9 protein-coding genes are annotated in these 13,071 nt (G+C 42.9%); all 9 read left to right on the forward strand.

What is annotated here, in order from left to right; all coding sequences use genetic code 11:
• Positions 1-42: 42 nt before the first annotated feature.
• The 9 genes from rhaM (at position 43) to ABIC84_RS23250 (ending at position 12,969) form a co-directional block, all read left to right on the forward strand.
• On the forward strand, positions 43-357 hold the full coding sequence (gene rhaM / locus ABIC84_RS23210) for an L-rhamnose mutarotase (protein ID WP_413318232.1): 315 nt from the start codon (positions 43-45) through the stop codon (positions 355-357).
• A gap of 312 nt (positions 358-669) precedes the next feature.
• Positions 670-1,341 (forward strand): helix-turn-helix domain-containing protein, encoded by a 672-nt coding sequence (locus ABIC84_RS23215; protein WP_429265101.1) that lies wholly within the window; start codon positions 670-672, stop codon positions 1,339-1,341.
• A gap of 64 nt (positions 1,342-1,405) precedes the next feature.
• Positions 1,406-2,845 (forward strand): alpha/beta hydrolase, encoded by a 1,440-nt coding sequence (locus ABIC84_RS23220; protein WP_429265102.1) that lies wholly within the window; start codon positions 1,406-1,408, stop codon positions 2,843-2,845.
• A 538-nt stretch (positions 2,846-3,383) separates the two neighbouring features.
• The gene (locus ABIC84_RS23225; protein WP_429265103.1) at positions 3,384-4,253 is read left to right on the forward strand and encodes a hypothetical protein; all 870 of its coding nucleotides are present in this window, start codon (positions 3,384-3,386) and stop codon (positions 4,251-4,253) included.
• Between the two features lie 457 nt (positions 4,254-4,710).
• Positions 4,711-5,277 carry an RNA polymerase sigma factor gene (locus tag ABIC84_RS23230; protein WP_426586147.1) on the forward strand — a complete coding sequence of 189 codons (567 nt, stop codon included), beginning with the start codon at positions 4,711-4,713 and terminating at the stop codon, positions 5,275-5,277.
• A gap of 79 nt (positions 5,278-5,356) precedes the next feature.
• Positions 5,357-6,373 (forward strand): FecR family protein, encoded by a 1,017-nt coding sequence (locus tag ABIC84_RS23235; RefSeq protein ID WP_429265104.1) that lies wholly within the window; start codon positions 5,357-5,359, stop codon positions 6,371-6,373.
• A 110-nt stretch (positions 6,374-6,483) separates the two neighbouring features.
• On the forward strand, positions 6,484-9,936 hold the full coding sequence (locus ABIC84_RS23240; protein WP_429265105.1) for a SusC/RagA family TonB-linked outer membrane protein: 3,453 nt from the start codon (positions 6,484-6,486) through the stop codon (positions 9,934-9,936).
• 11 nt (positions 9,937-9,947) lie between these two features.
• Entirely contained in the window at positions 9,948-11,438 is a 1,491-nt protein-coding gene (locus tag ABIC84_RS23245; RefSeq protein WP_429265106.1) for a SusD/RagB family nutrient-binding outer membrane lipoprotein, read from the forward strand.
• A 31-nt stretch (positions 11,439-11,469) separates the two neighbouring features.
• Positions 11,470-12,969, forward strand: coding sequence for a DUF5689 domain-containing protein (locus ABIC84_RS23250; protein WP_429265107.1), 1,500 nt, complete (start codon positions 11,470-11,472; stop codon positions 12,967-12,969).
• Positions 12,970-13,071: the final 102 nt, after the last annotated feature.

Consider the following 13,071-nt stretch of genomic DNA (forward strand, 5'->3'; position numbering starts at 1 on the left):
TTAAGCTCTTTTGATAACAGACATATATTAATACTATTTACAATGGCAAGAGTAGCGTTTAAAATGAAGCTTCATGAAGGGCAAACCGCCGAATACAAGGCGCGGCATGATGCCATTTGGCCCGAATTGAGCAGTTTGCTTAAAGATGTGGGGATCAGTAATTATTCTATTTTTTTAGATGAGGATACGCATTGGCTTTTTGGTGTGATGGAAGTTGAAGATCAGGAAGCCCTTGATCATTTGCCTGATAGCCCTATTATGAAAAAATGGTGGTTATACATGGCCGATATCATGGATACTAATGCCGATCATTCGCCAGTGAGTGTGCCTTTGAAAGAGGTGTTCTTTTTGCCATAGATACGAATATTGCTATTATTAAACTGGTTGTCATAAAGAGCGTGCTGCAGCAGGCGCCTTTGTGACGGCCATTTTTGTTTTTTATGGATAGCATATGCCTGGCTTTCACCTTGCTGTATACGTTGTATCTTAATTAAAAAAATTATTTTTACAGATATAGTTAACCTCAATAGGTATGGTTGAGATATTTCAGAATATCCGTAAAATATACAGGTTAGCGCACCTTGCGAAGAGTTGGCTAACTATATCGAATTTTATTCACAATCAGTTTTAGATTTATCTGCACAGTACGTAAAAAATGAATTTTCAACGGTGAAAATGTTCCCCAGTTGGACACCTACTTTTTATATCAACCTTGGTTCGCCTTATTATATTGATTTGAAGAATACGAGGTATTATGTAGGGAAGCAGCAGGATGTTTTAATATTGAGAAATGAGGATGTTACCAGGCATAAACTACCTGCCGATAATATATTCACGGTTAAATTTAATCCGGGCGGTTTAGAAGCCGTTTTAAGTTTAAATCAAGTTCCGGTTATTGATAAGCTCATTAACCTTAATCAAATTTTGTGCTGGGAATTGCTTCAAAAAGTAAAACAGCCAATAAGCTTTGAAGAGCGTGTGATCATTGTTGAATCATATTTGTTAGAAAAGCTCATTAAACAGGTAAGCCAGGATCATTATGTTAAAATTGTTAACGATAGCATTGGCGAATATCAGGCTACTGGCATGCAGTTGAATACATCAAAAGTTGCTGAGAGGCTGTTTATTACTTCTAAAACTATCAATCGGTATTTCAACAGGGTGATTGGCACTCCGCCTAAAAATTATTTCTCAATTGTGCGGGGCAGAAATGCATTAACAGCATTTGTAAATAACAGAGAAAACTTTGTTCCGATAGATTATGGATATTATGATTTGAGCCATTTTCATAAGGACGTCATAAACCTTACCGGCCAAAGGATAACGAAGCATCAATTTTAATTTGTCCGTTTTTTACTTTTTGTGGGTAATGCCAATCCCTTTCTTTGTAAGTTAAACAACGGTCATGAAAAAAATCCTTATCATCTTACTTTGCGCTACGATTTTTAATCAAAAAGCTTATAGCCAGAAATACAAACCGGTATTAGAGCCTTACCCTGGGTTGGTTAAGGCAGACCCAAGGCTTGTTTTAAAAACAGGTTACCTTGTTGTACCGGAAAATAGAAGTAAACCGGCAGGGCGCAAAGTGAAGATCCCGTTTTTATTTGTACGCAGGCCGGATCAGGATGCACGCAAAAACATCTCACTTTACACTACAGGGGGACCGGGTTATAGCACTACACGTAACATCGATAGCATAGGTTATGACTCCCGCTGGTTGGCCTACGGTGGCTTTATTGCTTTTGATCAACGCGGAACAAAGCGGGCGCAACCATGCCTTGATTGTACGGAAGTAGCAGCAGCCATTAAATGCAGTTACAGGGAAGGGAAAAATAAAGATAGCCTCGTATCTCAGGCCGTTACTGATTGCCGGAACCGGTTTGCAAAACAAGGCGTCGATTTATCGGCCTTTAACACCATTGAAAGTGCTGAAGATATAAATGATTTAAGATTAGCCTTAAATGTTGATTCGCTTAACCTGGTTGGCATATCCTATAGCGGCGGTCTGATGCTTACCATGGTGCGGAATCACCCTGAAGGCGTTCGTGCTTTGCTTTTAAATTCACCACTGCCGGGTTATGTTAATTTTGAGGAACACGCTTTGTTTAATATCAATGAAGCGCTTGAGCAGGTATTTCATAATTGCGAAACAGATTCCTCTGACACAAAATATAAAGATTTAAGAATGAAATTCCATCAATACTTCAGCTCTATCACCGGAAGAAAGTTTACTATAGCTTATCAGGAAAAAGGGAGTGATAAAACTGCCAACCTCACTTATTCAAAAAACGAACTGCTCGATGCGATAATAGGCCGGATGAACTCCCGGCAGGTTAGTACTATACCTGCAGTAGCAATCGATTTAATTGAAGGCCGTCATGATAAATATATACAGGAGGTATTTGATGGCTATTTCGCGGGCAACTTAAGTGTATCACTGGGTATGCGGTATTCTGTTTATTGCTCAGAACAAATTTCATACGATGATCCTACATTGGAAGCACAACAACATTTAGTACTACCGTGGTTGGCCGGGTATCCGTTTAATGATGTAAATCATGTCATATGCAATTGTTGGAAGGTGAAGGCTGAACCTGCTATAGCAAAGCAGCCTGTTTATTCTACAGTACCGGCATTAATTTCGGCAGGTGACGTCGACCCCGATTGCAGGCCGTTTTATAACAGGTTGATAAAACGGTATATGCCTAATAGCCAATTATTGATCATTCATAACAGGGGGCATGCTCCGGGTTTTAGTGTAGATGGGACTGATTATGTGAAACTTTTTTTTGAAAATCCTTATAGAAAACTTACATCTCAATCAAAAAACCTGATCATAGAATAGCTTAATAGCCATTGTCAGGTTTTTCGGTAATAAAGGTTTTGTCGTCTGTTAACATTATGCTAACATAGCAGCCTTACATTTGAGCCAAAACAACTCTTTGGCATGTATCCTGCACTTACTGATGAAGCGTTGATGGGGCTTATCCAGCAAAGCAACCCCGTTGCCCTTGAAACTCTTTTTAATCGTTACTACAAAACCTTATGCCAGTTAACGTCCCCTCAGGGCCTCTACGAGAGACCCTGAGGAGACACAAGCTGTCCGAGAACAAAAAAAGGCGTCATTGCGGGGAGCGACGCAATCCCCGGCTGGCAGATCCGCTCTGTATAGTTTGGGATTGCTTCGTTCCTCTCAATGACGCTTAAAGCCATTTCTGTTGTTTTGTCTTCTCTTAGCATTATCCTAACATGAAAATAGTATATCGCTTTGAGAGGTTATTGCACTGAAGATGCAGATTTTTTGCATGCGCTGATTTTGTAAAATACTGCCTGTACAAGCGGAATTTCAGCCTGAATTATTACATTGGTCTCGTAAATTATTTATGGAACCTGAAAACTTATCCAAGTGTACGAATTGTGGCGCTCCGTTGGTGCAGGATGCAGCAAAGAAATTAAAATGTCCCTACTGCGGCAGTGATTATCTTACGCCGTCCGCTGAACAGGAAATAACAGCCCCTGCCCGGAGGCAGGACATTCCGGTAAGCCAGGCCGAACCTCAAAACAATAACGGTGGTTATTTCGTTGCCCTGTTGGTAGTGGGCATGGTGATCATAGGAGGCGCGCTTATAGCCAATAATAATGCTCCGGGGGATGTGAAGTATGCTGATTCTTTAGTAACGGATACGACCAGGAATGATACCACCGTTGCCGAAAGTCCGAAGAAAGACGAAAACCCCTATAAACCTATCCTGGATGCATTGAGTGGCATCCAAATCGACTCCCAGACATTTAAAAAACTTTACCGGAAGGCATACAGGAAAGCGGATAAGTTTACAGGCAATATAGAAATAGCTGATCAAAGTTCGCCACGGTACGTCAATATCAATGGTTTTTATATTTATATTATGAACGATAGCTCAGGCCCGACGCTTCGCTTTGCTACGCAGTATGTCTCCAATGATTGGTTATTTATCAACGAAATGATCATCAACGCAGACGGGGAGAACTCCACGTTGACCCCGGAATTTAAAAGGGACAGCGGGGATGGTTCGATCTGGGAATGGTGCGATATGAGCGTTCCGGATGAGAATATTCCGATGCTGGTTAAAATTGCCGGCGCGAAAAAGGTAAGCCTGAGATATTCGGGCGATAAGTATTACCAGGTGGTAAAGGTTACCGCTAAACAGCAGGCGGCTATAAAAAGAGAATTGCAGCTTTATAAAGGCCTGTTGCTTGGGTATAAAGGACATTGAATACAAATGGGCGCGCTAAGCTAAAAATGAACTGGAACCGGGTGTATGACAAAATTGAACGGGACTGCCTTACAAGTTCAGTTACTTTTGCTTTCAATCCATTGCTGGAATTCTGACGGGCCGCCTTCTTTTCCTCAACCAAAACATTTGAACCTTTCTTTGTATCGAAAGTTGTAAGGGTTGTAGTTCTTGGGGGCGTGGGTTCGAGCTCCTTTGCTTACCCCAAAGCCTCTTGGAAGCTGTTTAAAAACGGTTAAATAAAACTGCTATATCCCGCTCGCCATTGCGAGGAACGAAGCAATCCCCGATGAGCAGATCCGCGCTGTATAGTTTGGGATTGTTTCGTTCCTCACAATGATGCTTTATATTATATTAAAAGCCATTTCTGATGTTTTGTTCTCTCTTAACATTATGCTAACATAGCAGTCTTACATTTGAGCCAAAACAACTCTTTGGCATGTATCCTGCACTTACTGATGAAGCGTTGATGGGGCTTATCCAGCAAAGCAACCCCGTTGCCCTTGAAACTCTTTTTAACCGTTACTACAAAACCTTATGTCAGCTGTGCACGGTGTACACTAAAGATTATACCGTTGCCGAAGAGATCACCGCCAATCTTTTCATTAAACTATGGGACAACCGCGATACGGCCATCCTTAATGTAAAAAGTTACCTGTTTGTTGCTGCCAAAAATCTCTCTTTAAATCATATCCAAAAAAAGAAAGACCCGGTACATTCTATCGAAGATATCGACCTTCAGAGCCATATGTTAAAAGATAGGGATAATCCATTTAAAATTCTTTCTGGCCGCGAATCGTACAATAAAATACTAAACCTTATTGATACTTTGCCTGCCAGCCAAAGGCAGGTACTGCTCATGAGCCGTATCGATAATCTCGACAAAAACGAAATAGCCCGGGTTTTGGGTATTTCCGTTCGTACGGTTGAAACCACCCTTTACCAGTCTATAAAAAAACTCCGCCAGCTGTTAAAAGGGCAGCATAATTTCACTTCCGAGGGTTAATGATTTCTTAATATAAACTTAACTTTTTTCGCTACGTATCGGCTACGCAAAATCAGTCTTTATTGCAGAGACAGATTTAATGGAAGATAATAGTTATCGCTTAATAGTTGAATATTTTGAGAAAACCATCAGTGATGATGGCTTAACACAGTTGCAGGAATGGATTGAGGAAAGCCCCGAAAATCTCGCCCAGTTCAGTGAAACCATCCAGATCCTGGAAGCATCCAAAGTTCATTTTAAACAGCCGGAAAATGCCGAAAGCACCTGGGCAAAAATCAATGCGCATATAACCCAACCTCAAACACCTGTAATTAAACGCAATCTTAAATTCAACTGGATAACTTATGCTGCTGCCTGCCTGCTTATTTGTACTACAGGTTGGTTTGGATACCGATACTTTAAACAATCACAAGCTTTGGTTTATGAAGAAATCAGCAATGCCGATGGCAAGCATTCAAAAATAATACTGCCAGATAGCTCGACAGTTTATCTGGGTGGTGGTAGCAAACTCAGATACGCCAAAAACTTTAGCCGCGAAAAACGTGATGTAACGCTTAATGGCGAAGCTTTTTTTGATGTGGTCCATCAGGCTAAGCCTTTTGTAGTTAAAAGCGGCGATATCACAACAGTGGTATTGGGTACTTCATTTAATATTAAAGCCTACCTGGCCGATCATAAAGTAGCTGTAACCGTGCAAAGCGGTAAAGTAGGGGTAATGGCCAATGTGCAGGGAAAACCTCAAATGATTAAATACCTGGTAAAGAACGAAGAGATCAGCATCAATACCCAAAATGGTATCTACACTTTTAACAACACTGATGCATCATCAGTAAGTTCATGGATCAATAACGAATTTGTTTTCTACAATACAACTTACAGTGAAATAGCCGCCTCGCTTGAGCATCATTACGGCGTTAAGATCCGGTTTACAGAACAGGATTTGGGCAATGTAAGGCTTACAGCCAAATTAAGAGGGATGACATTGACAGATGCCATGGAAACCCTTAGCGCACTATCCGGATTAGGCTATACGCAAAAAGGCGATCAGCTATTTATTTCAAACAATAATCAAAAAGGAGGAAGTATAATGAAATAGTATTTACCCGGCTATTGGAAAAAGCCTGGACGTTGCTGGTAACAACCCCAGGCTTCAGAATTTTGACAATTTAAACTCACGGTTAGACAAGTATAAATTAAAGTAAATATATGAAAAAGTTATGGTTATTAACCATGCTGCTCTTTTTACAATGGCCTTTTGGCGGCATAAACGCTAAGGCTCAAACAGTAATAAACAAAAGGATCACGTTTGGTGTCGAGGGTACCATGCTCAAGGATGCCTTTCAGCAAATTGAAAAATCAAGCGATATCTCTATCAGCTATAATAACAGCTTGCTGGATGATAAACGCAAAGTACACGTAACAAAAGCAGAACGCTCTTTAGGCGAAACACTTGACCTGCTTTTAAAAGGAACTACCTGCACTTACAGAGCAGCAGGCGAACGTAATATCCTCATCATTGCAAAAACACAGGATAGGGGTAGCATTAAAGGGAAAGTGGTTGATGAAAAATCAGAACCACTTCCAGGTGCTACAGTGAAAGTTCCGGGAACAGGGGCCACTGCTATCAGTGGCGTTGATGGTTCATATACATTAAATATTGTGCCGGGTACTTACACGGTTGAGGCAAGCTTTATCTCGTACGAAACAAAAAGGATTCAGAATGTAAGTGTTAGCTCAAATGCAAACACTGTTTTAAATATCACGCTTAGCCCGTCCGATAATAAACTTAACGAGGTTGTGGTAACGGCACTTGGTATAAAAAGGGAAGATAAAAGTTTGGGTTATTCGGCACCGGTTATTAAAGGTGATCAGTTAACGAGTGCCCTTTCTGGTAACTGGACTGATGCGTTATCAGGTAAAGTAGCGGGTTTAAACCTCATCCGTTCAAACAGCGGCCCTGCGGGATCAAACAAAATTATCCTCCGCGGCGAAAACAACCTTACTGGTGATAACGAGGCCCTGATAGTGGTTGACGGCGTGGTAATTAACCAGGGCAGCGGCAGGCGCACAAGCAACTCCGGCGAATCGGCCTATGGTACCAGCAGCGACAATATGCCAGCCGACTATGGCAGCAACCTGAACGATATCAACCCTGAAGATATTGAAACTGTAACGGTATTGAAAGGCCCGGGTGCTGCAGCACTTTACGGCCAGCGTGGTGCTAATGGTGCTATTATCATTACCACAAAATCGGGTAAAAAGCATAGTGGTTTGGGTATCACCTTTAATTCAAATGCAAGTCTTGAAAGTGTAAACCGCTGGCCCGATCTGCAATATGAATACGGACAAGGTACGGCGGGTTCTCGTTATTATTCGTACGGTGCCGGTCCTGATGGTGCAAGTACCAGCTCGACAAGTTCGGCTTACGGCCCTAAATTTGATGGGCAATTATTTTATCAGCTTGACCCGGTTACTCAAAAACAAAGCACAACACGTACGCCATGGGTGCCATACAAAAACCAGATCCGTGATTTTTTTGATGTTGGCCAAACTTTCACCAACTCGGTAAGTGTTGACGGCGGCAGCGATAAAACAACCGCCCGTTTCTCGGCAACCAACGTTACCAATCACTGGATAACACCTAACACAGGATATACCCGTAACAGCGTCGCTTTATCGGTAAATTCAAAGATCAATGATAAGTTGACCATCAACGCAAAAGTAAACTACAACAACAGAAACAGTGATAACTTACCGGGGGCGGGCTATGGTAACCAGTCACTGATGTACTGGTTTATTTTCTGGCAGCCCAACGCCAATTTAAACTGGTTGAAGAACTACTGGAAAAACGGACAGGATGGTAAAGCCATATTTTATCCTTTCAGTTCGTTCCCTGAAAACCCCTACGCAGTATCAAATGAGTTTATCAACAAGTCAAACCGTAACTCGGTTACAGGAAACGTAGAGGCACTTTATAATGTCACAAAAGAGTTTAGCGTACAGGTTCGTGCTACTTTAGACATGGGCTATGAGCAGCGCGCACAGCAGCGTCCATATGATGCCGGAAGTAAATACCCGAAAGGCTCGTACCGTACACAAAACATCTATTCGGAAGAGCAGGGTGCCGATTTCCTGTTGAAATACAACAAGAAAATAACACACGATGTTAACATCACCGCTACGGCAGGTGGTAGCATGCTCCGCAACAATTATAACCGCGATGAGGTACGTGCCGACTCGCTGGTATATCCGGGCGTGTATTCGATGGCTAACAATGCTGGTCCGCTGGTTACGTTGCCATACAAGTCAAAATATGCTATCAATAGCTTTTATGGCTTGTTGTCTACATCTTTTAAAGATTACTTGTATGTAGATTTAACAGCCCGCCAGGACTGGATCAGCACGCTGGCTACTGCGAACCGTACCGATCAGGTTGGTTTCTTCTATCCATCGGCAAGCCTGAGCTTTTTGCCATCTGAAGCATTCAAGTTGCCTAAATTTATTGACTATGCAAAAGTGAGGGCATCGCTTGCAGGTGTTGGTAGCGGTACAACAAATCCTTATCAAACTTCATTTAACTATGTATCGGCAGGTAGTACTTATGCAGGCGGTTTACAAAATCCGCGTACGCTATCCAACCCCGATTTGAAACCTTTGCGTACCACAACGCTTGAAGTTGGTGCCGAAACCAGGATGTTCAGCAATCGCTTAGGTTTTGATATAGCTTTATATACGGGTAACACTAAAAACCAGATCCTTAGCCGTACTGTAGATCAATCATCCGGCTACAGCCAGGCAGTTATCAACGTAGGTAAGGTAAACAACAAAGGCATCGAAATTACATTGAACGGAACGCCTATACGCAAAGCCAACGTGTTTAGCTGGAATGTTACTGCAACCTTCAGCGCCAATAAAAACACCATTGAACAGCTTGCCGATAGCGCGGTTGTGTTGCGGAATGGCCCTACCGGCGGTGGCCAGATTGTTGCCCGTGTAGGCGGCAGTATGGGCGATATGTACGGTCGCGGTTATTTGCGCTCGCCTGATGGGCAGATCGTTTATGATGCTTCAACAGGTTTTGCCAAATTAGCTGATAACCTGGTTTATTTGGGCAATACTATCCCTAAATGGAAAGCAAGTATGGGGCACGATTTCAGGTACAAGCAATTTAACCTGCACCTGTTATTTGATGCCCAGGTTGGCGGTGTATCATACTCGCTGTCAAACTATAAACTGGCCGAGCAGGGTAAAACAACACTTACCTTACCGGGCAGGTACAACGGTATCATAGGCAAAGGCGTTATCCAAAACCCGGACGGCAGTTACAGACCGAACGATGTTATTGCAACAGATGTTGACGGTTACTACCGCTCACACTATGGTATTGATAATGCCGAAGGTAATACGTTTTCAACCAACTTCCTGAAATTCCGCGAAGCAAGGTTTGATTATTCATTGAGCCCTCGTTTAGTTAAACGCCTTGGATTAACGCGTGCTACGGTAGGTGTATATGGTCGTGACCTATACATCTGGACTAAATGGCCAATCTTCGATCCTGAATTTGGTACGCTTTCGGGTACCGACATTGTGCAGGGATTTGAAGTGGCGCAGTTTCCATCAACCCGCACATTTGGTTTTAACATAGTTATTGGCATTTAATAATTAACAATATGAAAAGGAACGGATATATACTTATATCAATGATGATGTTGTTCGTTAGCATAATGTCGTCATGTAAAAAGGATTTTATTGCACTTAATACCGATCCCAACGGTACGCCTAATGCCTTGCCGCAGCAATTGCTGGCCCCGGCATTGGTGAATACATTGGGTACTAATATGCTTCGTGCCCGTAATTTTAATAACGAGCTGATGCAGGTTACAGTTGATGCAGGCGACTCGGAGGGTAGGGTGTTCAGGTATGACATTAAACGTACCTGGGCTGATGTCACCTGGAATGCATGGTATACCCAGTTAACTAACTTTAAAGATATTTATACTATTGCCAGCAAGGAGGTTACCTACAACAAAACTTATATGGGGATCTCGTTGATATGCCAGTCATGGTTGTATTCATTACTTACTGATACTTATGGCGATGTACCTTACTTTGATTCAAATAAAGGAAAGGACGGAAATTTTACGCCTAAGTTTGATAAGCAGAAAGATATTTACCTGGATATTTTTAAAAACCTGGAAGCAGCAGATACCCTGCTTAATGCTTCAGCAAACGTAGTTGCCGGCAGTGATCCGGTATTTAACGGCAATGCTTTAAAATGGCGCAAGTTTGGTAACTCGCTTTATTTAAGGCTGTTGTTAAGGGTATCTGGTAAGGCTGATGTTTCGGCTGATGTGATCGCCAAGATCAAACAAATTGTTGATACCAATCCGGATGCTTACCCCATTATGGGCAGCAATGATGATTCGGCAGTTTTGCGGTGGACAGGCTCCGGTGCCTTGACATCTCCATTTATTGGGGGAGTACGCGAACAGGACTGGCGGCAACCCGGTATTTGCGAGTTTTTTGTAAACAACCTGGCTAAATGGGCCGATCCGAGGCTGGTTAACAACCGCTGGTCGATATCAAGTTACCAGGGTGGCATACAGGGGATTCCAAGTGGTTATGCCCCAGGTGAAAATGTTGGTATCAAATCATATTTCCAATCTACCACATCAACAACTACCTTAATGAACGATCCGTTGATGGGTAACATCATGAACTATTCGGAGTTGCAATTTATCCTTGCCGAAGCCGCTGCCAAGGGCTGGATAGCCGGCGATGCTGCTACTTATTATAAAAACGGTGTTCAGGCTGGCATCACTTTCTGGATCCCGACATATACAGTACCTATTGATACCTATTTAGCAGGCGCTGATATTACGTGGGATAATGCTGCTCCGCTTGATGAAAAAATGGAGATGATCCATGTTCAGAAATACTACTCCATGTTTTACACTGATTTTGAGCAATGGTTTGAATATCGCCGTACCGGCCACCCGGTATTGCCGAAAGGTAATGGTTTAAAGAACAACGGTATTATGCCGGCCAGGCTGCAATACCCGGTTTATGTACAATCGGCCAATCCTGATAGTTACAAGGCTGCGGTAGCTGCACAGGGTGCCGATGAGATAAGCACACAGGTGTGGTGGCAAAAACAATAATAACCCGGTTTTAAACTAAGAGATCCATAAAATGAAAAAAGTATATTTATTACTGGTGCTTGCAATGGCCGCCGGTATAAGTTCATGTAAAAAGAATAACTATGCCGAAGGTACATTAAGCCCCATCATAGCAGTTGTTGACCTTCGCGCTATTTACAAAGGCTCGGATGTTGTGCTGAACAGCAACAACATGGGTGGGGCTAAGGAAATAGTGGGTGTAGTAATATCAAATGCGGCGGCAGGTAACAGTCCGGCCGGCGTATTGGTGGTACAAAATAACCGCCGCAATGCTGTACGAGGTATTTCTCTTGAAATAGGCAGCGCAGCTACAAATTATGTTCCGGGCGATTCGGTAATAGTGCAAGTTGATGGCGCTACACTTACCAAAGTAAATGGCAGTATGCGTGTTAAAGGTCTTACTGAAACATCAGTAAGTAAAGTTGCCGATAACAGACCTATCAAAGTACAATCTGTTCCGTCAGCTACTTTACTGGCTTCGCCGGACGTTTATGAAGGCACGCTGGTTACTATAGCCAAAGCGGTTACTGATCCGGAGCCGCAGCAGGGCGAAACCTACGCGGGTGATAAAACACTTAATGATGGTTTTGGCAAAATAACCATGCATACAGAGGCAAACGCTGCTTTCGCAAGTACCGAATTGCCGTTCAGCGCTAATTTTACAGGTATCCCGTTTGCGGTAACATCTGGTACGGATACCAGGTTGCAGCTTTGGCCGCGTACTATTGATGATGTGTTTACACTTGCGGCAACCAAGCCATCGCCGATTATTATAACCGGATACCTTACAAATCCTTCGGGCAGCGATGGTAATTATGAATATATTCAGTTCAAGGCAACTAAGGATATCGATTTTTCGGTAACAAATTATGCCGTGGTAACCTGTAATAACGCGGGTACCAACCCGGCACCTGCCAATGGCTGGGCGCAAGGTTTGGCAAAAACTTACAAGTTTAACCTTACATCGGGCACAGTTAAAAAAGGCCAGTTCTTTTATGTAGGTGGTAACAAAAATATCTGGGGCAAAGGCTCAACCGATATCAGTTCATCAAACTGGATCAACAGCACGATGTATGCCGAAATACCGGGTGCTGATTTTGGTAACGTAACTACTAACCTGTTAGCTAACAGTGGTAACGTTGCGGGTATAGCGGTATTCAGCGGCACAACTGTTACGGCTTCAAGTGTCCCTCTGGACGTGATCATGTATGGTGGCGGTGGTACCGTGTACTCTGCTGGCCCGCCGGAAATTGGTTACCGTATTACCAATACTGATTACTATAGTACCATTAACCCGGTAACCCGTACAGGCCAGGGCTTTTATGGCGGTGGTACCAATACCTCAAAGCTCACCTTGCCAACTGATGGCCTATTTAGCCAGTTGGGTGGCGTTTACGATGCACTTACCGGCAGGTGGGTAACCGGCAGGACAGTGACCAGCATTCCGTTAACATTGACGTCGCCAATCAGCACCATTGAAACAGCTACAGGCGTTACAACGGTTCAGAACTAAAACCTCACCCCAACCCCTCTCCAAAAGAGAGGGGCTTTACAATTTCATCTGTTAAAGTCCTCTCCTTTGGAGAGGATTTAGGTGAGGTCAAAATATCATCAA

Source organism: Mucilaginibacter sp. 3215, assembly GCF_050433785.1.
In the GTDB taxonomy this organism is placed as follows: Bacteria; Bacteroidota; Bacteroidia; order Sphingobacteriales; family Sphingobacteriaceae; genus Mucilaginibacter.

What these genes read in the sequence shown, in the direction of transcription:
- rhaM (WP_413318232.1), top strand. Translation starts at nt 43, where the DNA reads ATGGCAAGAGTAGCGTTTAAAATGAAGCTTCATGAAGGGCAAACCGCC.
- ABIC84_RS23220 (WP_429265102.1), top strand. Translation starts at nt 1,406, where the DNA reads ATGAAAAAAATCCTTATCATCTTACTTTGCGCTACGATTTTTAATCAA.
- ABIC84_RS23225 (WP_429265103.1), top strand. Translation starts at nt 3,384, where the DNA reads ATGGAACCTGAAAACTTATCCAAGTGTACGAATTGTGGCGCTCCGTTG.
- ABIC84_RS23230 (WP_426586147.1), top strand. Translation starts at nt 4,711, where the DNA reads ATGTATCCTGCACTTACTGATGAAGCGTTGATGGGGCTTATCCAGCAA.
- ABIC84_RS23235 (WP_429265104.1), top strand. Translation starts at nt 5,357, where the DNA reads ATGGAAGATAATAGTTATCGCTTAATAGTTGAATATTTTGAGAAAACC.
- ABIC84_RS23240 (WP_429265105.1), top strand. Translation starts at nt 6,484, where the DNA reads ATGAAAAAGTTATGGTTATTAACCATGCTGCTCTTTTTACAATGGCCT.
- ABIC84_RS23245 (WP_429265106.1), top strand. Translation starts at nt 9,948, where the DNA reads ATGAAAAGGAACGGATATATACTTATATCAATGATGATGTTGTTCGTT.
- ABIC84_RS23250 (WP_429265107.1), top strand. Translation starts at nt 11,470, where the DNA reads ATGAAAAAAGTATATTTATTACTGGTGCTTGCAATGGCCGCCGGTATA.